Origin of the sequence: Micromonospora sp. LOL_014 (assembly GCF_048060245.1) — a bacterium.
GTDB lineage: Bacteria > Actinomycetota > Actinomycetes > Mycobacteriales > Micromonosporaceae > Micromonospora_E.
This window is the reverse complement of the sequence record NZ_JBHMIP010000046.1, coordinates 1-20,591: the sequence shown is the minus strand read 5'-3', so window position 1 is coordinate 20,591 and position 20,591 is coordinate 1. Positions and strand designations below refer to the sequence as shown.

Sequence of the window (20,591 nt, the reverse complement as noted above, 5' to 3'; positions counted from 1 at the left end):
CGTGTACGTGCCGGCCCAGTCCGCCCACCACGACGGGTGGGTACTCCCAGGACAGCATCAGGATCCGGCGGCGTCCGTCGGCGGCGTCGCCGGCGGACGGCAGCGGCGGGTGCGGTCGGGACGTCGGGACCGGACGGCACAGGCCGTCCTGAGTGACCAGTGCGTTGGCGAACTGGTCGCCGACCCGCAGGGGCATCGCGATCTTCTCCATCCATCTCGAACAAGTGCGGGTGCGCCGGCGCCGGTGACGGCAAGACAGGCGGTGAGAGGGTGCTGCGGCGGTGATCTGGTGCTGCGCGACGAGGTCGAGCGGTGGCCGATGGCCGTGGCGCGAGTGAGAAGAGGTGGCCGACGGCCGGTGGCGGGCGGACTGCCATGCTGCGGTGCGTGGTGCCGCCGTTTTCAAGGAAACGACATCCGGACCGGATCCGCATCCCGTAGGTACCGGAGGTGACCGAAGACACTCGGCCCCGGGTCGCCGGTGCCCCTGATGCCCGGCCGGTTGGCAGTCAGCGGCGGCAGAGTGCCAGCGGACCCGGCCGGTCGGGGGCCGGGTCTACCGGATCGGCGGTGTCGGTCATCGCCATCGGCGGTGTCAGCAGCAGGATCCCGACACCGGCGGTACCGCAGGCGCACACCAGCAGCACCATCGCGACCGGTCCGTCGGCGAAGCGTTCCCCGAACAGGGCCACCCCGATCACCGCCGACGCGAGCGGGTTGGCCAGCGTGACAGTGGCCAGCGGCGCGCCGAGGCCGCCGCCGCGGTAGGCGAGCTGTGACAGCAGCACCCCGGCGATGGCCATCGCGGCGACGGCCGGCACGGTCGGGCCGATCAGGGCGGCCGCTGCGTGTTCGGCGTACTCGCGGGTCACCGCGTGGGTCAGCGCGGATGCGACGGCGAACGCGATGCCGGCGCCGGTGGCGTACAGCAGGCTCCGGGGCACCGGGCGGCGCAGTGCCGCGGTGCCGGCGATCATCGCGGTGAGCACGACGGCGCTGGCCACGATCAGGACGGTGCCGTCCGCTGCGGTCATCCCGTCGCCGCTGCCCGGCACCGTCAGGCTGAGCAGCAGGAGCAGACCGAGTACGGCCGCCGCAGCACCGACCCACTGCCGGGCGGCGACCCGCCGGGTGGTGAACGCGGCGCCGATCGGCAGGGCCAGCACAAGCGTCAGGACGCCGAGCGGCTGCACCACCGACAGGGGGCCGTACGCGAGCGCCGCCACGTGCAGAAGCGCGCCGGCGGCGTTCAGCGCCACCGACAGCCACCAGCGGCGGGCCCTTAGCAGCGCCCGGACGACCGCCCGCCAGGGGGTCTGGGCCCCGAGTCGGACGGCGAGCCGTTCCTGGACCACGGCGCCGAGGGCGTACGCGAGGGCCGAGGCGACAGCGAAGGCCACGGAGATCAGTAAGTCGGTCACGACCGGGCCCGTCGGCACCCTTGGCGCGTCATCGTCCCATGATCCCTCACCCGACGCCGGTCACCCTCACCCCGTCGGGGGGCAGTTGTCTCCGTCTCACGAAGTACCTCGCTGTCGGGGTTCCTCCGTCTGACGGAGGACGGAACCGGAGTGAATCTCCGGGTGGTGGCCGGAACGCTCAGATCAGAACGCTCAGGCCAGAACGACGACCAGCCCGGCGAGTGCGACCAGGAAGAGGAGTCCGAGGACCGCTTGGAACAGCAGCGCCGGACCGAGGTGCGACCAGACGGTCGGGGTCCGTGGGTTGAGGAACTGGCCGGTGGTGAGGTTGACGATGCGTTCCACCCGGGGCGGCAGCTCGGGATCCTTCTGCCGGCGTACCGTCACCTGCACGTGGTCGGCCGGGTCGAGGGCACTCTGCGGCACATGTCCGTGGATTTCCATCTCGCACAGCACCCCGACGGTGTCCCGGATGTGCAGGGGGGTCACCAGGAACTCAGGTCCGTTGCGCAGCTCCTTCCACTTGCGGCGAGCGGCGGTGGAGCCGCTTCCGGCCAGGCGGATCGAGGCGAGCACCGCGCCGAGCGCTCGGATCACCCCGGCCGCCGCGAGGACCCCGATCAGGATGGGCTGACCGACTTTGATCGGCCGGGAGTAGCCGCCGACCAGACGGACCACGTGTCCGGTGATGATCGGCCCGGTCCGGTGGACGGCTCGCTCGGGGAAAAGTTCGGGATCCATCCATCACCACCCAATGTTTGTCTTTTTTCACGCATTGTATCGAGGTGGTCGAGTGAATGCTGTGAATGAATGGGTTCATGGGGGAGGAGGTGGTTGATTTGAGGTGATTCGTCGAGCTGTCCGGGTATGCCGGCGGAGAGAGGAGGGGGTACGTCATGGATCTGTCCTTCCTACGGCCGCTCTACGCCCGGCCCGGACCGTGGGCGTCGGTTTACCTGGACGCCTCACACGACACCGAGGACGCGGTGGACGCGCTCGAACTGCGCTGGCGAGCGCTGCGTGATCAGCTGAACCAGCAGGGCGCCGATCCGGCGACGGTCGTGGCGCTGGGCGCGGCGGTGACCCGACATGTGCCCCGCGCCGGTGAGTACGGCCTCGCGCTCAGCGCCGCCAGCGGCGACGTGGTACTGCACAATTACCTGCCGGCGCCGCCCCCGCATGACCTCGCCACGGTCGGCCCGCTTCCGCACGCGATGCCGCTGGTCGCCCAGCGGGGCGAGGAGATCAGCTGGCTGCGGGTCCTGGTCAGTCGTACCGGGGCCGAGATCGACGCGGTCAGCGCCGGCGGGTTGCCCCGGCAGGCCGGCGTCGACGGTCCGGCCGCCCACCCGATCCGCAAGGTCAAACCGGGGGCCTGGTCCCAGGCCCGGTTCCAGCGGGCGGCCGAGGTGTCGTGGCGACGCAACGCCGGTGCCAGCGCCGCGGCGACGGCGGCATTGGCCGACCAGATCGGGGCCGAGGTGCTGGTGGTCGCCGGCGACCCGGAGGCACGCCAGCTCATGGTCGGCCAGCTGCCGAGGCGCTGGCAGTCGCGTACGGTGCAGACCGATGCCGGGTCGCGGGCGGTGGGTGCCGACCCCGAGCCGTTGACCGAGGCCACCATCCAGGCCATCGCCGCAGTGGCCGCCGAGCACACCGACCGGGCACTTGACCGCTACGGCGCGCAACAGGGTCGGGGCGATGGGCTGCCCGCCGTGGTCGACGCGCTGCAGCGGGCTCAGGTCGACACGCTGCTGCTGGTCGACGACCCCTCCTCGACCCAGCGGGTCTGGATCGGCCCGGAGCCGACCCAGATCGCCCTGGATCCGGCCGACCTGGCCGTCATGGCGGTGGACGAGCCCTGCGAGGTCCGCGCCGACGCGGCGCTGCTGCGCGCGCTGGCGGCCACCGACGCCGATCTGGTGCTGGTCGGTCCCGGTGACGCGGATCTGGCCGGCGGGGTCGGCGCCGTGCTGCGGTATTCCGATCCAATCACCAGCTGAGCGCACTGCCGGTGCGTCGGCAGCCGTCCTCGGCGTGGAATTTTCATGGCATTCGGATCGGGTGGCGTTGTCACTGCAAGTAGGGTCCGGCTTAGTGAGGGCGTCCGTCCGGTGCTGGACCGGACTCGCGACCCGATCAATGTGCCGGAATGCGGAGCTCAGGGCCGGATCACCGGGGAGGGGCGAAATGTCCGGACAAAGACGTACGGTAACTCGTTCGGAACACGCGCTGGAGGACCTCGACGGAGCAGCTCTGTCCTACGCGGCCCGATTCGCCGACCAGGCTGAGAATCGGCGCCGGGATCTGCGAGAGGAACTCGTCCAGCTGGCCCTGCCGTTCGCCGGTCGGCTGGCCCGGCGTTACCGCGGTCGCGGCGAGCCGCTGGAGGATCTCGAGCAGGTCGCCCGGCTCGGGCTGGTCAAAGCGGTGGACCGCTACGACCCAGACCGTGGCTCGTTCACCGCCTACGCGGCGGTGACCATCACTGGGGAGATCAAACGCCACTTCCGGGACCGGACCTGGGGCGTACACGTGCCCCGCCGGCTACAGGATCTCACCATCGAGGTGAGCCAGGCGACCGCGGTGCTGACCAGCGAGCTGTCCCGGTCGCCGACCGTCGCCGAACTCGCCGAGCGGCTGGACACCTCCGAAGAGGACATCCTCGCGGCCCTGGAATCCGCCGCCGGCTACACACCCGCGTCGCTGAACGGGCCGGTCGGCGACGACGGACCCGCCGAGCTGGGCGACATGTTCGGCGCGCTGGACGCCGACCTGGAGTCCGTCGACGACCGGCTCACGGTCAGCGGGCTGCTCTACCGGCTGCCGGCCCGGGAACGCCGGATCCTCGCCATGCGCTTCTACGGCAACTACACCCAGTCGGACATCGCCGCCGAGTTCGGCATCTCCCAGATGCATGTCTCCCGGCTGCTGTCCCGGACCCTGACCTGGCTGCGCCAGGCGATGCTGACCGACGCCCCGCCCCGGTGGGATTCCGGGATCGCCCAGCCGGAGCCGGCCGACGTCGCGCTGACCGTCTCCGTGCGGCGCGCCGACGGCCGGACTGAGATCGGCCTGACCGGCGAACTCGACCGGGAGGCGGCCGAACGGGTCCGCGACGGACTGGTCGACGCGGTCCGGGCCGCCGGCCCCGACGCCGAGGTCCTGGTCGACCTGGACGGCGTCGGCTTCGTCGACGCCGCCGGCATCGCCGCGTTGCTGGCCAGCCACGAGGCCGCCCGCCGGGCGGCGGTACGGCTACGGTTCACCCGGCCCCAGCCCTATGTGCGACGCAGCCTGACCGTGGCCGGCCTGGCACCGCTGTTCGCCGTGGTCTGAGCCGGTTTCGCCCCGCTACCTCGATCGGGGGAACCGGTGCCGGCTGGCGCTGGCGGCGTTACCGGCGCCGATAGCGTGCCGACCGTGAAACAACGTGGAAACCGCTTGGTCGCGGCAATCGTCGCAGGCGCGGGCACGTTCGCCTTCGGCATCTCCGGAGCTGGGGACGATACGTCGAACTCCGGTGCCATCGCACTGGTCGGGTTGGTGGTCGGTCTGATCGTTTTCCACGCCACCAAGCCGAGTGCGGGAAGCAAATAGCCTGGTCGGCGGTTCCGGCCGGGCTCGGCGTCAGCCGGCAGCCGCGGTGGTCGCCAGCGCCCGCCGGTGCTGGCCCAACGGGGGCCGTTCCTGGACCGACACGTCGCTGACGACGATCTCGCGTTCCAGATTGCTCAGCGCCTCGGCCTCGCCGCGCCGGAACTGGGTGAGCAGGCCGCCGGGCGGACGCTCCGAGACCACCCAGCCCTTTCGGTGGAGCCGCGACCAGGCCGTCAACAGGATCTGGGCGGACATCCGCCCCAACGCCTCGGTGCTCTGGTGCCGGTGCCGCCGCTCGCCGAGATCGACCTGAGCCAGGGAGTCCAGCCCACAGACGTCGAGCAGGTCGATCAGCATCGCGGTCTCTACCCCGTAGCCGGAGACGAACGGGATCTGTTCCAGCACATCGCGTCGGCCGGCGTACTCGCCGGCCAACGGCTGGACGAATCCCGACAGGTCCGGCCAGAAGAGGTTGAACAGCGGTCGAGCCATGATCTCCGTGACCCGGCCACCGGCATCCGCCTCGACGTCACTCGACCGCACCAGCGGCCGGTGGTAAAAGCCCTTGACAAAGCTGACCGACTCATCGGTGAGCAGCGGGCCGAGCAGCCCGGTCACGAAGGCCGGCTGGAACTCCCGCAGGTCGGCGTCGACGAAGGCGATCAGATTCCCGTCGGTGGCGGCCAGCCCGGCCCAGAGCGCGTCACCCTTGCCCTCCAGTCGCGGCAGCCCTCGGGTCATCTCGTCCTGGCCGACGACCCGCGCGCCGGCGGCGGCGGCCACGGCCGCCGTGCTGTCGTCGGACCGGGAGTCGACCACCACCACGTCGTCGACCAGCGGCACCCGGTCCACCAGGTTCCCGACGATCGACTCGACGATGGCGCCGACGGTGGCCTCCTCGTTGCGGGCCGGCAGTACGACGCTCACCCGCCGGCCGGTCCTGGCCTTGGCCATGGCCAGTTCCCAGGGCGTCCACCGGCCCGCCGTCCCGGTGCGACGGGCGGCCCAGTCCGCAACCGTGGGAGCGACGGCCGTTCGCGCGTACCCCATGATCCACCCCCCGTGACGACACTCGATCAGCTGCTGGCTACCCCGCCCAGCGGGCGGTATGCGTCGTCCGATCGGGTTGGGCCGCCACGGCTGAGCGTCCTGGGGCGGGTGGGGCACCGCGAGCCGGACGCGTCGCGTAGCGTTGACGTTCATGGGTGTGTCGCAGCGTCTGAAGAGTCGGTTCCGGCGTTTCCTCCAGCGGCCGGGCAGCACGGTCGACCTCGCTCCGTTGGCGAAACTGCTCCCCGACATCGCCGGCCGGGAGGACGACCTGCGGGCGCTCGACGACGCCGAGTTGACCGCCGAGGCCGGCCGGGCCAACGAGTTCGTCGACCTCTGCGCCGTCGGCCGGGAGGCTGCCCGGCGGGCGATCGACGAGCGGCCGTTCGACGAGCAACTGCTCGGCGCAATGTCCCTGCTGGCCGGCAAGGTCGCGGAGATGGCCACCGGTGAGGGCAAGACCCTGACCGCCACGGTCGCCGCCTACGGGCATGTGCGGCGGGGCAACGGCCCGGTGCACGTGCTGACGGTCAACGACTACCTCGCCCGCCGAGACGCCGAGTGGATGGCGCCGGTCTACCAGTTGCTCGGGCTGACCGTCGGCTGGGTCACCGAGAGCAGCAGCCCCGAGCAGCGGCGGACCGCGTACCAGCGGGATGTCACCTACGTGTCGGTGAGCGAGGCCGGCTTCGATTTCCTGCGTGACCAGTTGGTCACCGATATCGCCGACCGGGTCCAGCCACCGCTGTCCACGGCGATCGTCGACGAGGCCGACTCGATCCTCATCGACGAGGCTCGGGTGCCGATGGTGCTGGCCGGGGCAGTCGTCGGTGAGCAGGACCCGGTGCACGCCGCCGCCACACTGGTACGCGGGCTGCGCGCCGGCCGGGACTACGAGGTCGCCGACGACGGCCGCAGCGTCGCGTTCACCTCCGCCGGGCTGGCCGCGGTCGAGGCCAAGCTGGACGGCGTCGACCTGTATGCCGACGACAACGTCGGGCAGCTGTCCGCGATCCACGTCGCCCTGCACGCCCACGCGTTGCTGCACCGCGACGTCGACTACATCGTCCGCGATGGCGCCGTGGAACTGGTGGACGAGATGCGCGGCCGGGTGGCGCAGCGCCGCCGATGGCCGGACGGGCTGCAGGCGGCAGTCGAGGCCAAGGAGGGTCTGAACGCCACGGCCGAGGGCGAGGTGCTCGGCACCATCACCGTGCAGGCGTTCGTCGCGGCGTACCGCACCCTGTGCGGGATGACCGCGACGGCGGTCCTCGTCGGCGACCAGCTCCGCGAGTTCTTCAAGCTGGAGGTGGCGGTGATCCCGCCACACACCCCGTGCGTACGGATCGACGAGCCGGACCGGATCTACGCCACCCGCGCCGAGAAGGACGAGGCGCTGGTCGCCGAGATCAGCTCGGCCCACGCCACCGGGCGTCCGGTTCTGATCGGCACCCTCGACGTCAAGGAGTCGGAGAGCCTGGCGGCGTCGTTGGGCGAGGCCGGCGTTGCCTGCGTGGTACTCAACGCCAAGAACGACGATGAGGAAGCCGCGATCATCGCCGAAGCCGGTGCGCTGGGGGCGGTGACGGTCTCCACCCAGATGGCCGGGCGCGGCGTGGACATCCGCCTCGGCGGCAGCGACCAGGCCGACCGGGACCAGGTCGCCGAGCTGGGCGGGCTGTACGTGATCGGCAGCGGCCGGCACGACAGTCGGCGGGTGGACAATCAGTTGCGCGGCCGGGCCGGTCGCCAGGGCGACCCGGGTGGCTCGGTGTTCTTCGTCAGCCTGGAGGACGACCTGGTCGTCCGGCACGCCCCGGACGCGATCCCACCCTCGCCGCGGATGACGCCCGACGGCATCGTCCAGGACGAGCAGGTTGACTTCGCCATCGAACACGCCCAGCGGATCGCTGAGGGTGTCGACTACGAGATCCACCGGAACACCTGGCGCTACAGCGTGGTGATCGAGCAGCAGCGCAAGGCGCTCGCGGAGCGGCGTGAGCGGCTGCTGACCACCGAGGTCGCCGCGCTGATGCTGATGGACCGGTTCCCGCAGCGGTGCGCCGAGATGGACGAGGATCTGCTGTCGCGGGCCGCCCGTTCGATCGCCCTCTACCACCTGGACCGGCTCTGGACCGAACACCTCGCCGAACTGTCCGAGGTGCGCGAGGGCGTGCATCTGCGGGCACTCGGCCGGCTCGATCCACTCGACGAGTTCCACCGGGCGGCCGTGCCCGCGTTCAACCAGCTGATTCCGGAGATCGAGGCCCGCACCGTCGCGACTTTCGAACAGACCGAGTTCGACGAGGACTGGCAGCCCGACGAGGCCCAACTGGTACGGCCCAGTGCGACCTGGACCTACCTGGTGCACGACAACCCGTTCGGCTCCGAGCTGGACCGGCTGATCTCGTCCGTTGGCCGCCGGCTCAGTGGCAGCGGCCGCCGCTGAGCGCGGCCGGGGTGCGATCGCGTTGGCTCAGGCCGATCCGGCGGACAGCAGGCTGGCCGTACTGGAGACCGCCGCCCTGCTGCGGGAGTTGACCGCCGGCATGATTCGGTGCACCGATTTCGATCAAGCGGTGGAGCATCTCGCCGTGGTCGGCCGGAGTACGGCGACGTGATCGGCCCGGCGATCGGCACCGTGATGACCCAGCGGCGGTGCCCGGCCGGGGAGGCGCTCGCGGTGCCGTTGCCGGAGGTCGCCAAGCGGCTGGTGGCGTCGGCGCTGCGGACCGACAGCCAGCAGCGGTGATGGTGGGTGGGTTCGCGGCGGGAGATAATTGGGTAGCACGGGTGGTGTGACCGGTGTGACCAGTGGGAAGGGCGTGAGGGCGATGCAGGCGCAACTCCGCGTGCCCGGCCAGCCGATCCAGCCGATGCTGGTGACCCTGCCGTTCGGACTTTTCGTCTGTGCGGCCCTGTTCGACATCTCGGTGCTGGCCGGGGCACCCGACCTGTTCGGTGAGGTCGGCTACTGGACGTTGGTCGCCGGGCTGGCCGCGATGGCACTGACCGTGGCGGTGGGTCTGGTCGATCTCTGGGACGAGCCGTCCGGTCCGGTCCGTACCTCGCTGGTCCGGTTCAACCTGATCAGTACGGCGATGGGCGGGATGTTCCTGCTCGCCGGCCTGATTCGTACCTCTGGTCCGACGTCGTTGGCCGGCGTCCCGTTGTTGATCGTGGAGCTGGTCGGCCTCGGTGTGGGGGTGGCGGGGCTGCGCCACGGTACGGCTCTGCTGCGCCACGTCGGGGAGGTAGCGGCCGCCGACGAACGTGGCCGCCGGTCGGACGGGTTGGACGCGTTGGCCCGCCGCTAGCTGACTCCTCGCGACCGGGGCGCGCACGACCGTTGGGCGCCGGCTCAGCTGTCCAGCAGGTCCCGCATCCGGTTGATCTCGACTGCCTGCTCGGCAGCGATCGAGGTGGCGAGTTCCTCGATGGTCACGTCGCTGCCACCGGTGAGAACCCGGTCGGACATTTCGACGGCGCCTTGGTGGTGGTCGGTCATCATCGCCACGAAGAGCTGGTCGAACTCGGCCCCCCGGGCGGCCGCTAGCTCCCGGACGGCCTGCTCGGTCTGCATCCCGGGCATCGTGTCGTGGTCGTGCCCACCGGCCGGTAACCGCCGGTCCCGCAGCCACTGCCGGAGTACGGTGATCTCGGCGGTCTGTCCTGCCCGGATGCGGTCGGCGAAGGCCCGTACCCCTGGGTCGGCACTGCGGTCGGCGGCGAGCGCTGCCATCTGCACGGCCTGGGTGTGGTGCGGGATCATCATCTGGACGTACCAGGTGTCCAGCGCGTTGTACTGCGGTGGATCGATGGTCACGTCCGTGGCAGGGCGCAGCTCGGCCGGCTCGCCGGGCCGGCCGGGCAGGATCACCGGCGGTGCGTTCGTGGTCCCGTCGGCGCCGGTGGATGTTCCCGCCGGCCCGGTCGCTGCGTCGTCGGTTGTGGCCGAGGTTGTCGCGGTGGTCCGCAGCACGACCACCGCGACGACGACCACGACCGGTATCAGGGCGAGCGCCAGTAGCCGTCGGTGCCGGCCGAGTGACAGTCGGGACATCGGGCCTCCCGGAGTGGACGGTCGCGATGCTATCCGGCCAACTCCATGTATCGATGTGATCACCGTCACATCGATGTTGGCAACTGGGCGGTATCGTCGCAGCATCATCAATCCCTTTCGAAGGGTGCCGCACATGATCAGACGTTCCCCACGAGGGCCGCGGCAGCTCCGGACCGTGGCAGTGGCGGCGATCGCCGTCCTGTTCGGTAGCACCGCGTTGGCGACACCTAGTCATGCAGGGACCCCGTTCGACGTCGACTGCGCTGACGCCACCGACGCGCTGGCGGTCGAGTTGTGCCTGGCCCAGGCATCGGCGGCGGGGACCGACGACCCCGGACTCGGCGTCGACGAGATCGACAGCAGTCGGAACCTGCGTCAGATCGCCAGCATGCCCAAGCCCGCGCCGTTCGACACCGAGTCCTCGTTGAACTCGGACCTTGCCTTCCAGGGCAGGTACGCCTTCGTCGGCAACTACAACGGCTTCGTGATCTACGACATCGCCAACCCGCGGCGGCCGCAGCTGGTGTCGCAGGTGGTCTGTCCGGGTGGGCAGAACGACGTGTCGGTCCACGGTGACCTGCTGTTCCTGTCCACAGACTCGTCGCGCAGTGACGACTCCTGTGCCAGTACCTCCCAGTCCGCGTCGGTGAAGGAGTCCTGGGAGGGCATCAAGATCTTCGACATTCGAGACAAGAGCAACCCTCGGTACGTCAAGTCCGTCGAGACGAACTGCGGCTCACACACCCACACCCTGGTGCCGGCGAAGAGCCGTGGTTCTGTCTATCTCTACGTCTCGTCGTACAACCCGTCGACGAACTTCCCGGACTGCCAGCCACCGCACGACCTGATCTCGATCGTCAAGGTGCCGTTGAAGAAGCCGACCGACGCGGCCGTGGTGGCCACTCCGGCGATCTTCCCGGACGGCGGCAACCCGGGCGGCAACGGCAGCGCCACCACCACCGGCTGTCACGACATCACCGCGTACCCGCAGAAGGATCTCGCGGCGGGCGCCTGCATGGGCGACGGCGTGCTGCTGGACATCTCCGACCGGGAGGCGCCCCGGGTCATCCACCAGGTCCGGGACACCACCAACTTTGCCTTCTGGCACTCGGCGACGTTCAACAACTCGGGCACCAAGGTGGTCTTCACCGACGAACTTGGCGGCGGCGGGGCGGCGACCTGCAACCCGACCATCGGTCCGGACCGGGGTGCCAACGCGATCTACGACATCACCGGTACGGGTGACGCGCGGACACTGGCCTTCCGCAGCTACTTTAAGATCCCCCGGACCAACGGGTCGACCGAGAACTGTGTGGCCCACAACGGTTCGCTGATCCCGGTGCTGGGCCGCGACATCATGGTCCAGGCCTGGTACCAGGGCGGCGTATCGGTCTGGGACTTCACCAACTCGGCCAGGCCGCAGGAGATCGCCTACTGGGAGCGGGGACCGGTCTCGGACACCCGGATGGTCACCGGCGGACCATGGTCGACGTACTACTACAACGGCTACATCTACTCCAGTGACATCCAGAAGGGCCTGGATGTGCTGGACCTCAAGGACTGGCGTACGGCGAGCGCCAAGCTGGTCCGGTTCCCGGAGTTGAACGTGCAGACCCAGCCCTGGTACCTCAGCTGGTGACACCGCGCTGGTGAGACGGAGACAGCTGGCGGGTGGTCGGACCGCGGTCCGACCACCCGCCGCGCCTGACCAGTTGGCCGGATGTTCATCCATAGGTTCCTGGCCCTGCTTGGTGACCCGGCGGTGTCAACGATCGTGGTGGAACACCGGGACCGGTTCGCCCGCTTCGGTGTCGAGTATGTCGAGGCGGCGCTTGCCGCGCAGGGCCGGCGTCTCCTGGTTGTCGACCCGGCCGAGGTGGAAAACGACCTGGTCGGTGACGTGACGGGGATCCTCACCTCGTTGTGTGTTCGCCGGGTACGGGCGTCGGGCGGCGGTGGGCCGTGCCCGCCGGGCTGTCGAGGCTGTCACCGGGGCGGGTGGCCGGGTGTGAGGACGATTCAGGCGTACCGGTTCGCTCTGGACCTCACCCCGGGCCAGGAACGCGCGGTGCTGGCGCATGCCGGGGCGGCGCGGGTGGCCTACAACTGGGCGCTGGCGCGGGTGAAGGCAATTATGGACCAGCGGGCAGCCGAGCGTTCGTACGGTGTCGCCGACGATCGGCTCACCCCGGCGGTGTCGTGGTCGTTGCCCGCGTTGCGTAGGGCGTGGAACGCGGCCAAACGGGATGTGGCGCCGTGGCGGCCGGAGGTGTCCAAGGAGGCGTTCAACACCGGCTTGGACGCCCTGGCCCGCGCGTTGACCAACTGGGCCGACTCCCGAAACGGAGAACGAGCCGGCCGCCCGGTCGGGCTTCCCGGTTCAAGTCCCGTCGCAGGTCGACCCCGAGCGTTCGGTTCACCACCGGCGTGATCCGCGTCGAGCCGGACCGTAACCATGTAGTGCTGCCCCGACCGAACCCGCGACACCTCGCCGGCGCGCGGTCCCGGCTACGGACACTCGGCCGGACCCTGTCGCGCCGGCAAGGCCCGGACCGGCGTACCGGCCGGCGTCCGTCGAACCGGTGGCAGCGCGCATCTGCCAGGCTCGGACGGGCGCACGCCCGGGTCGCTCGTCTGCGCCGCGACGGGCTGCACAAACTCACCACCCGGCTGACCCGCGAGCACGGCACGGTCGTGGCGGAAGACCTCCATGTGGCCGGGATGGTGGCCAACCGCAGGCTGGCCCGGCACATCACCGACGCCAAATTCGCCGAACTGCGGCGGCAACTGGCGTACAAGACCGGATGGAACGGCGGCAGGCTGCTCGTGGCCGACCGCTGGTACCCCTCCTCGAAAACCTGCTCGGGCTGCGGCGCGGTGAAAACCAAGCTGGCCCTGTCCGAGCGTGCGTACCACTGCGCGGCGTGTGGCCTGGTCATGGACCGCGACCGTCCCACCGCAAGGCGGGACTACCGACCGTGTGCTCGCTAGAGCGTACTGAAAGGTAACGGATGCTCGTCGGACTCGACCGGGCGGGCGCCGGACTGCGCGCCCCGGATCTGGTGGTGGGGACGTCGACCGGTGCCCTGGTTGCGGCGCTGGTCTACGGCGCCGCTGGCCCTGCCGCGGCCGTGCGCACCGTGTTCCTGACGCCGGATGCGACAGCACGAGCGGCGCTCACCGGCGATCCGGGTGATCCGGTCGTCTTCGCGGCGGCGCTCGCCGCCGGTGAGCGTCAGTCGTCGGGGTACGTCGGCCAGGTTCGCGCCCGCTGGGGACGTCAGCCGAGCACGGCGGCGATCAGCAGCAGCGTGACGGCGGTGGCGACCGTGGAGAGCACCACCGAGTCCCGGGCGAGGCGTTGACCGCGCTGGTACCGGGTGGCGAAGATGAAGACATTCTGCGCCGTCGGTAGCGCGGCGGTGACCACTGCGGCGAGCAACGCGGTGCCGCTGAGGCCGAGACCGTGTCGGGCGATCAGGTAGGCCGCCGCCGGCTGGCCGAGCACCTTGAGGGCGACAGCGGTGTAGCGTTCCCAAGCCTGTGGGTCGGCCGCCAGCGGCCGGCTTCCGGGCAGGGACATTCCGAGGGCCAGCAGGGCCAGCGGTACGGCGGCCGCACCGAGCAGCTCGAAGGGCCGCAGCAGCTCGGCGGGTGGCTGCCAGCGGCTGACCGCCAGCGCCAGGCCCGCCGCCGAGGCGATCATGATCGGGTTGCGGGCCGGCAGGGACAGCAGCCGACGGACGGACGGGCGGCGGTCGCCGGCGGTGAGGTCCAGGACGGCGAAGGCCACCGGTGCCGCGACGAGTACCTGGAACAGCAGCACCGGCGCGACGACCGAGACGTCGTCGAGCACGTACGCCGCTACCGGGATGCCGAGGTTGGCTGCATTCACATAGGACGCGCCGAGCGTGCCGATGGTGACGTCGCCGGCCGGCCGGTGCCACAGCCAACCGGCCAGTGCCAGGTAGCCGGCCGCCACCACCACGGTGCTCGCCAGGTAGGCGAGGAACGCGGGGGTGAACACCTCGGTCGGGGACGTGCCGGCCAGGGTGGTGAACAACAGCGCCGGTGTCGCGATGAAGAAGGTCAGCCGGGCCAGGACGGCGGTGCCGTCCGGGCCGAGCAGCTCGAAACGGCCGATCAGGTACCCGATCAGGGTGACCGACCAGATCGCGGCGAACCCGGCGACGATGGCGCGCATGTGATCATCCTGCCGGTTCGCCAATAGCACCGAGGTCGGGTATCCAGAGCGAGCAATCGATTACGGTGCGCTTGTCAATCATCACATTCCTGCAACGCAGTCCGGTATTGACCCGGGAGCGAGTGAACGGCAGCATCGGTTGGTGCGCAGCCGCCGGCACACTGGGTCGTCCCCTGTGTCCGGTGCCGGCTGCCGCGTCCCACCCGGCTACCGTTGCGTACGGACACCGGCCGGTGGCCGGGGATGCACGCTTCCGGCCGGAACTGTCTAGGAGGACCATGTCGGTCAGCCCCGCCTCGCAGCGCGCCGGTTGGTCCGGTTTGCCACCGTCTGGTGCGGCCCGTCCGCCCGCCGCGCCCCGGCGGGGGACCGGCCCGGCGATGGCGACCGTGACCGTCACCGTGTCGATCCCGCTCACCGCCGGTGAGGAAGCGCTTTCGTCGTCCGCCCGTCGGCTATTGGAGGCCGCCCGGGAGCTGGTGGAACGGGGTGAGGCGACGGTGGAGATGCCGGCGGCCGACGCGGCCCGGGCGCAGCCCGGCGCGGTGCTCGACCAGATCGTCGCCGGCCGCGACGGGCCGGGTCCGACGCCAGCGGGCGGCGGGGTGTTCACCGAACCCGCCACCCGGTCAGGGCGGACCGCGACGGTCACTGTGCCGGCACTGCACGTCATGGTCGCGTCGCGGACCGTTCTGTTGGACGGCGAGCCACTGCTGTTGACCCGACTCGAGTTCGATCTCCTGCTGCACCTGGTGGAGAACCCTCGCCGGGTCTTCACCCGGCTGCAGCTGCTCGCTGCGGTGTGGGGCTACGAGCACACCGGGGTGCGTACCGTGGACGTGCACATCCGCAGGCTCCGCGGCAAGGTGGGCAACTCGCCCCTGATCACCACCGTGTACGGCGTCGGCTACCGGCTCGCCGACGACGTCCGGGTCAGCATCGACACCGCCGGCTGATCACACCGCCGGCGGACACCGGCCGGCGTCGGCGAGGCCCGATGGCGCGTGGTTGGTCGAGGGCCGGACGGGTTTGCCGGCCCTCGGCGACGGGTAAGTGGCGGATCTCGCGGCGATCCGGTGTGCCGGAGTCCGAGCCGGTCGTGGCTCGCCGTACTCGATCTGAAGGGGGATGCGCGCATGCTGACACATGAGGTGAACCGGCGACCGGGTCTCGGCGCGCCGGGAACCGTAGGTGCACCGGGAACCATCGACAGTGATCGGATCCGCACCGCGCTGACCAGTCGGTACCAGGAGCTGACGGCTGAGTACGAGCAGGCGATGACGCAGAGCCAGGTGCTCCGGCTGGTCGAAGGGGGCGACACCGCCGGCGACGACCAGGCCGACAGCGGCACGAAGACCGCCGAGCGGGACGCGGCCCAGTCCCTGATCCGGACCATCCTGGAGCGTCGTACCCAGTTCGAGCATGCCTTGGCCCGGCTCGCCGCCGGCGACTACGGGCGTTGCGAGGGCTGTGCCGCGGCCATTCCGGTGGAGCGGCTGGAAATCTATCCCTCGGCCACCACCTGCGTCACCTGCAAGCAGTCCCGCGAGCGGCGGGCGGCCTGACCGAGGCCGCGTTCATCAGCGCCCCCCGGATCACCGGCACCGCGAACCGACGAGGGAGCACGAGATGACGACTGCCCAGTTGACTGCCATTGACGCCACGGTGGACAAGACCAACCGGTTGCTCAGCGAGATCGAACACGAACTCGGCTGGCCGGCCCAGCGCCGCCAGCAGTCCTACTCGGCGCTCGCCGCCGTGCTGCACACCTTGCGCGACCGGCTACCCCTGGCCGAGGTGGTGCAGCTTGCGGCGCAACTGCCGCTACTGGTCCGCGGGCTGTACTACGAGGGCTGGGACGCCACCTCGGCGCCGACGAAGCTGGACCGTGCCGATTTCGTCGCCCGGGTGCGACGGGACTTCCCGTTCGACGTCGAGGGCGGGGCCGAACAGGTGATCCGGACGGTCAGCCGGGTGCTGCGACGGCACGTCAGCTCCGGCGAGTGGGACGACGTGCTGGCCACCGTACCGGTCGACCTGCGCGACCTGTTGGGTGACTGACGCTGCGGCCCGCGCCAGCGCGGGCCGCAGCGTCAGTCACCGTACGGTCACCTCGGTGGCCAGCCGGCGTCGGTGGTCGACCTGCCGCTGGGGGCCGACCAGCCGGACCGCGACCCGGTGGCGGACGTCGATGCTCGACGCGGCCAGCCGCAGTTCCAGGTCGCCGGGCTCGACGATCCGCCGCCCGTCCCGCCCGGTGAAACACGACAGGTCGGCGGAGAAGTCAAACTCGACCCAGCACGCCTGGCCAGCCTGCAACGGCACTCGGGCGTACCCGACCAGCCGGATCACCGGTCGGGTGACCTGCGCCACCGGGTCGTGCAGATACAGCTGGACGATCTCGCTGCCTGCCCGGTCGCCGGTGTTGCGTACCCGCAGCCGAATTCGCAACGTGCCGTCGGTGCCGATCTGCGCCGGGGCCGCACCCCAGCCGTGCTCGACCCCGTCGACCAGCGGCGTCGACCACTCGAACGAGGTGTACGACAGGCCGTGGCCGAACGGGTACAGCGGACCGGGATCCGCGTTACTCACCTCGGTCCGGTGTCCCAGCAGCGGGCTGAGGTAGCTGGTCGGCTGGCCGCCGGCCAGCCGGGGAACCCCGATCGGCAACCTGCCGGACGGGCACACCCGGCCGCTGAGCACACCGGCGACCGCACCGCCTCCCTCGGCACCGGGGAAGAACGCCTGCACCACCCCGGCCAGCCGGTCGGCGTACCGGCCGAGCGCGTACGGGCGTCCGGTCAGCAGTACCAGCACCACCGGAGTGCCGGTGGCCACCAACGCCTCGATCAACTCACCCTGCCGTCCGGGCAGTTCCAGGTCGGTGGCGTCGCAACCCTCGCCGGAGGTCCCGGCGCCGAACAGCCCGGCCCGGTCCCCGACCACCGCGACGCAGACGTCCGCCCGCGCCGCGGCGTCCGCGGCCACCACGATGCCCGGGGTGTTTTGCCCGTCCACCGGACCGGTTACGACGTGCTCGATGGCGGCTGCGGGCAGCTCGGCCCGCAGCGCGGCCAGGACCGTCCCCATCTGGGGTTGGTCCCCGACATCGGCCGGAACGGTACCGACGTGACTGGGGAACGTGTAGCAGCCCAACAGCCCGCTGACCGAGTCGGCCAGCGGCCCGACCACCGCGATACGGCCCCGCTCGGGCAGCGGAAGGACGGCGTCGTTGGCCAGCAGCACCACCGATTCCTCGGCTAGCCGCCGGGCCAGGTCCCGGTTCGCCGGCGAATCCAGGTCGATCCCCGGACCAGCGGACGGCCCGCCCGCCTCGCCCGTGCGGTACGCACCAACCAGCGCCGGTGGCACCGGATCCCAGTCCGGGTCGAGCAACCCCAACTCACACTTCTGCCGCAGGACGCGGGTGACGGCCCGGTCGACCACCGACTCCGGTACGGCGCCCTGCCGGACCGCCTCGACGAGCGGGGGACCGTAGCACCGTACCGCTGGCAGTTCGACATCGACTCCGGCGCTGAGCGCCAGGGCGGCGGCGCTGGTGGGACCGTCGGCCACCCGGTGCAGCAGCTCCAAGAACGACACGCCGAAGTAGTCCGCGACCACGGTGCCGGTGAACCCCCAGCGGCCGCGGAGCAGATCGGTGAGCAGACCGCCGTCTGCCGCCGCCGGGACGCCGTCCACCTCCGCGTACGAGTGCATCACCGAACGGGCGCCGCCGTCCCGGACAGCCATCTCGAACGGTGGGAGCAGGACGTCGGCGAACTCTCGCGGGCCGACCGACACCGGCCCGAAGTTGCGCCCCGCCCGGGAGGCCGAGTAACCGGCGAAGTGTTTGAGGGTGGCCACCACCCCGGCCGATTCCAGCCCTCGTACGTACGCCGTGCCGATCGTGGCGACCAGGTACGGATCCTCGCCGATGGTCTCCTCGGTGCGGCCCCAACGGGGGTCCCGGGCCACGTCGAGCACCGGGGCGAGTCCCTGGTGCACCCCGACCGACCGCATGTCCTGCCCGATCCGTCCGGCCATCTGCGCCACCAGGTCGGGGTCGAAGCTGGCACCCCAGGCCAGTGGGGTCGGGTACACGGTGGCGCCCCAGGTCATGAACCCGGTCAGACACTCCTCGTGGATCACCGCGGGAATACCGAACCGGTTACCGGCGACGATCTCGGTCTGCAGCCGGAGCAGCGCCCCGGCGCCGTCGGCCGGAGTCACCGCCGCGGTGCCGAACGGCCGGGTCAACTGCCCCAGGCCGGTGTGTAGCAGGCCGGCCCAGTCGACCGACTCGTCGACCAGGTCATGCTGCAACGGGGCCATGTCGTCGATCGAGGCATTGGCGCCCCGCCAATAGCTGTACAGCTGTGCGACCTTCTCCGTCAGCGACATCCGACTGAGCAGGTCGAACACCCGTTCCTCCACCGCCAGGGTGGGATCGCGCCACGGTGCTGACCGGTCGGGGGTGTCGGCGGCGGGCGACCCGGCCGCCCGGCCGGTGGCCGCGGCGGCGGCGGCGTGATCGTCCGGTTGCCCGGCCGGACCGGGCTGGGCCGGCCCCTCGTCCAGGGCGTAGTCCTTGCCGCTCACCGGCAGCCTCCTGTCGATCGTCGCCGCGCCAGTCCGATCCCGGCTTCGCCGGACCGTCGCGCCCTGTTTTCCGACATGTTTCCGGAAACCTACCGCCCCGTCGAGATCCGGCGCCCTACAGTTTGCTGGCAGTGTCCGGGTACGCTCCCGCATCGTAGGGGCCGCAAGCGCCCCGTCCGGCTACCGTTTGGCCACCGCCGCCAGATTCTCCGGAAAGTTCCGGCCGGTGGTGTGGTCGACCCGGACGCCGGCATCGGCGAAATACTGTCGGCCGGGTCGCTGCCAGGCGTTTTCCAGCTGCGGCAAGATAGGGCCCGGACTCGGCGTACGGAGCCCGACCGGCCGGCGGAAAGTTCGGCCGTACGCTGAAGCCTCGACGAAGGAGTTGCTGCCGTGACGGTCGATGAAGGACGCAGGATCACGATCACCGCGATCGCTCAGGAAGCCGGTGTCTCCGTGCCGACCGTGTCACGGGTGCTGAACGGTCGCAACGACGTCGCCCCGCAGACCCGTGAACGGGTCGAGGAGCTGCTGCGTCGGCACGGCTACCGGCGGCGGGCGACCCGGTCCCGCGCCGGTGCCAGCCTGATCGACCTGGTCTTCAACGACCTGGACAGCCCGTGGGCGGTGGAGATAATCCGCGGCGTGGAGGATGTCGCGCACGCCGCCGGGGTCGGTACCGTCGTCTCCGCCATCCACCGCCGGTCCGCATCGACCCGGCAGTGGTTGCAGAACCTGCGTACCCGGGCCACCGACGGTGTCATCCTGGTTACCAGCGAACTTGCTCCGCCGTTGCACACCGAACTGCGACGGCTCAACGTTCCGATGGTGCTGGTCGACCCGGCCGGCGTCCCGAGCCTGGACATTCCCACCATCGGGGCGACCAACTGGGCCGGCGGACTGCGGGCGACGGAACACCTCATCTCCCTGGGACACCGCAGGATCGGCTTCATCGCCGGTCCGCCCCGGCTGCTGTGCAGCCGGGCCCGGCTCGACGGCTACCGGGCCGCGTTGGAGGCAGCCGAGATACCGCTGCGCCCCGAGTATGTCGTCCCCGGCGACTTCTACCATGAGTCCGGCTTCGCCGGCGCGGCCGCGCTGTTCGACCTCGACGAACCACCCAGTGCGATCTTCGCGTCCAGCGACCAGATGGCCCTCGGTGCCTACGAGGCCCTGCGGCAACGCGGTTTGCGGGTCCCGGACGACGTCAGCGTGGTCGGCTTTGACGACCTGCCCGAGGTGCAGTGGTCGTCGCCGCCGCTGACCACGGTGCGCCAGCCGCTGGCCGAGATGGGGCTGCTCGCAGCGCGGACGGTGCTGCGTCTGGCGCAGGGGGAACCACTGGAGACACCGCGGGTGGAGCTCGCCACCGAGCTGGTCGTGCGGGACAGTTGCGCGCCGTACCAGGAGCTGTGATCCTCAGCCGGTCCGGGTGCATGCGAGGTTAGTGGCGATCCGCCCTGGGTACCACCCGCAGGCAGGACCGTGCCGGCGTGGAACCGGCGCGTGTCGACCGACCCGCAGGGGGCAGCCATGACACTCGACGACGACGACATCCGTAGCACCGGGCCCGCAGCGGGTCACGGCCCCGCCGATGGTGGGGCGAATCCGGCTGGGCGGGACGGTGGTGCTGACGGCGGCGCTGGTCCGA

Annotated in this window: 21 protein-coding genes and 2 pseudogenes; 16 read left to right on the top strand and 7 right to left on the bottom strand. The window is 70.8% G+C overall.

Going from position 1 to position 20,591, the window contains the following annotated elements:
- The 3 genes and pseudogenes from ACFHW1_RS27360 to ACFHW1_RS27350 all read right to left on the bottom strand — a co-directional run.
- A pseudogene (locus ACFHW1_RS27360) lies at positions 1-196 on the bottom strand (glycosyltransferase family 1 protein); the annotation flags it as partial.
- A 313-nt stretch (positions 197-509) separates the two neighbouring features.
- Entirely contained in the window at positions 510-1,421 is a 912-nt protein-coding gene (locus tag ACFHW1_RS27355; protein WP_416555773.1) for a DMT family transporter, read from the bottom strand.
- A gap of 192 nt (positions 1,422-1,613) precedes the next feature.
- Positions 1,614-2,162: a hypothetical protein gene (locus ACFHW1_RS27350; RefSeq protein ID WP_416555774.1), complete on the bottom strand. Its 549-nt coding sequence runs from the start codon at positions 2,160-2,162 to the stop codon at positions 1,614-1,616.
- Between the two features lie 155 nt (positions 2,163-2,317).
- Here ACFHW1_RS27350 and ACFHW1_RS27345 point away from each other — a divergent pair, with 155 nt between their 5' ends.
- The 3 genes from ACFHW1_RS27345 (at position 2,318) to ACFHW1_RS27335 (ending at position 5,021) form a co-directional block, all read left to right on the top strand.
- Entirely contained in the window at positions 2,318-3,424 is a 1,107-nt protein-coding gene (locus ACFHW1_RS27345) for a Vms1/Ankzf1 family peptidyl-tRNA hydrolase (RefSeq protein WP_416555775.1), read from the top strand.
- 187 nt (positions 3,425-3,611) lie between these two features.
- Complete coding sequence (locus tag ACFHW1_RS27340) at positions 3,612-4,760, top strand: SigB/SigF/SigG family RNA polymerase sigma factor (protein ID WP_416555776.1); 1,149 nt, start codon at positions 3,612-3,614, stop codon at positions 4,758-4,760.
- Between the two features lie 84 nt (positions 4,761-4,844).
- A complete protein-coding gene (locus tag ACFHW1_RS27335) occupies positions 4,845-5,021 on the top strand; it encodes a hypothetical protein (RefSeq protein WP_158632101.1) in 177 nt (58 codons plus the stop codon).
- Positions 5,022-5,051: 30 nt separating this feature from the next.
- Here ACFHW1_RS27335 and ACFHW1_RS27330 read toward each other — a convergent pair whose 3' ends face one another.
- Positions 5,052-6,071, bottom strand: a complete 1,020-nt coding sequence (locus ACFHW1_RS27330) for a glucosyl-3-phosphoglycerate synthase (protein WP_416555777.1) — start codon at positions 6,069-6,071, stop codon at positions 5,052-5,054.
- Between the two features lie 151 nt (positions 6,072-6,222).
- On the opposite strand from ACFHW1_RS27330, the gene secA2 reads away from it, so the two are divergent.
- From secA2 to ACFHW1_RS27310, 4 genes are all read left to right on the top strand, one after another.
- The gene (gene secA2 / locus ACFHW1_RS27325) at positions 6,223-8,520 is read left to right on the top strand and encodes an accessory Sec system translocase SecA2 (protein WP_416616474.1); all 2,298 of its coding nucleotides are present in this window, start codon (positions 6,223-6,225) and stop codon (positions 8,518-8,520) included.
- 22 nt (positions 8,521-8,542) lie between these two features.
- The gene (locus tag ACFHW1_RS27320; RefSeq protein ID WP_416555779.1) at positions 8,543-8,692 is read left to right on the top strand and encodes a hypothetical protein; all 150 of its coding nucleotides are present in this window, start codon (positions 8,543-8,545) and stop codon (positions 8,690-8,692) included.
- The gene (locus tag ACFHW1_RS27315; RefSeq protein ID WP_416555780.1) at positions 8,689-8,823 is read left to right on the top strand and encodes a hypothetical protein; all 135 of its coding nucleotides are present in this window, start codon (positions 8,689-8,691) and stop codon (positions 8,821-8,823) included. The genes ACFHW1_RS27320 and ACFHW1_RS27315 overlap by 4 nt, the downstream gene beginning before the upstream one ends.
- A gap of 82 nt (positions 8,824-8,905) precedes the next feature.
- On the top strand, positions 8,906-9,388 hold the full coding sequence (locus tag ACFHW1_RS27310) for a DUF2231 domain-containing protein (RefSeq protein WP_416555781.1): 483 nt from the start codon (positions 8,906-8,908) through the stop codon (positions 9,386-9,388).
- 44 nt (positions 9,389-9,432) lie between these two features.
- On the opposite strand, the gene ACFHW1_RS27305 is transcribed toward ACFHW1_RS27310, so the two are convergent.
- Positions 9,433-10,134, bottom strand: coding sequence for a DUF305 domain-containing protein (locus ACFHW1_RS27305; RefSeq protein WP_416555782.1), 702 nt, complete (start codon positions 10,132-10,134; stop codon positions 9,433-9,435).
- Between the two features lie 133 nt (positions 10,135-10,267).
- Here ACFHW1_RS27305 and ACFHW1_RS27300 point away from each other — a divergent pair, with 133 nt between their 5' ends.
- The 5 genes and pseudogenes from ACFHW1_RS27300 (at position 10,268) to ACFHW1_RS27280 (ending at position 13,499) form a co-directional block, all read left to right on the top strand.
- Positions 10,268-11,773 carry an LVIVD repeat-containing protein gene (locus ACFHW1_RS27300; RefSeq protein ID WP_416555783.1) on the top strand — a complete coding sequence of 502 codons (1,506 nt, stop codon included), beginning with the start codon at positions 10,268-10,270 and terminating at the stop codon, positions 11,771-11,773.
- Between the two features lie 93 nt (positions 11,774-11,866).
- Positions 11,867-12,146, top strand: a pseudogene (locus ACFHW1_RS27295) (IS607 family transposase); the annotation flags it as partial.
- Entirely contained in the window at positions 12,143-12,565 is a 423-nt protein-coding gene (locus ACFHW1_RS27290; RefSeq protein ID WP_416568635.1) for a helix-turn-helix domain-containing protein, read from the top strand. The pseudogene ACFHW1_RS27295 and the gene ACFHW1_RS27290, both read left to right, overlap by 4 nt.
- Positions 12,562-13,125 (top strand): RNA-guided endonuclease TnpB family protein, encoded by a 564-nt coding sequence (locus ACFHW1_RS27285; protein WP_416591126.1) that lies wholly within the window; start codon positions 12,562-12,564, stop codon positions 13,123-13,125. The genes ACFHW1_RS27290 and ACFHW1_RS27285 overlap by 4 nt, the downstream gene beginning before the upstream one ends.
- Positions 13,126-13,145: 20 nt before the next feature.
- Positions 13,146-13,499: a hypothetical protein gene (locus ACFHW1_RS27280; protein WP_416555784.1), complete on the top strand. Its 354-nt coding sequence runs from the start codon at positions 13,146-13,148 to the stop codon at positions 13,497-13,499.
- Here ACFHW1_RS27280 and ACFHW1_RS27275 read toward each other — a convergent pair.
- On the bottom strand, positions 13,415-14,338 hold the full coding sequence (locus ACFHW1_RS27275; RefSeq protein WP_416555785.1) for an AEC family transporter: 924 nt from the start codon (positions 14,336-14,338) through the stop codon (positions 13,415-13,417). The genes ACFHW1_RS27280 and ACFHW1_RS27275 overlap by 85 nt on opposite strands.
- Positions 14,339-14,718: 380 nt before the next feature.
- On the opposite strand from ACFHW1_RS27275, the gene ACFHW1_RS27270 reads away from it, so the two are divergent.
- The 3 genes from ACFHW1_RS27270 (at position 14,719) to ACFHW1_RS27260 (ending at position 16,399) form a co-directional block, all read left to right on the top strand.
- Positions 14,719-15,294, top strand: a complete 576-nt coding sequence (locus ACFHW1_RS27270; RefSeq protein WP_416555786.1) for a winged helix-turn-helix domain-containing protein — start codon at positions 14,719-14,721, stop codon at positions 15,292-15,294.
- 180 nt (positions 15,295-15,474) lie between these two features.
- Entirely contained in the window at positions 15,475-15,903 is a 429-nt protein-coding gene (locus tag ACFHW1_RS27265) for a TraR/DksA family transcriptional regulator (RefSeq protein ID WP_416555787.1), read from the top strand.
- 64 nt (positions 15,904-15,967) lie between these two features.
- On the top strand, positions 15,968-16,399 hold the full coding sequence (locus ACFHW1_RS27260) for a DUF2267 domain-containing protein (RefSeq protein ID WP_416555788.1): 432 nt from the start codon (positions 15,968-15,970) through the stop codon (positions 16,397-16,399).
- 36 nt (positions 16,400-16,435) lie between these two features.
- Here the strand turns inward: ACFHW1_RS27260 and ACFHW1_RS27255 are convergent, their stop codons facing one another.
- Entirely contained in the window at positions 16,436-18,940 is a 2,505-nt protein-coding gene (locus tag ACFHW1_RS27255) for a beta-glucosidase family protein (RefSeq protein ID WP_416616472.1), read from the bottom strand.
- Positions 18,941-19,333: 393 nt separating this feature from the next.
- On the opposite strand from ACFHW1_RS27255, the gene ACFHW1_RS27250 reads away from it, so the two are divergent.
- Positions 19,334-20,356: a LacI family DNA-binding transcriptional regulator gene (locus ACFHW1_RS27250; protein WP_278168982.1), complete on the top strand. Its 1,023-nt coding sequence runs from the start codon at positions 19,334-19,336 to the stop codon at positions 20,354-20,356.
- The last annotated feature ends 235 nt before the right edge of the window (positions 20,357-20,591 follow it).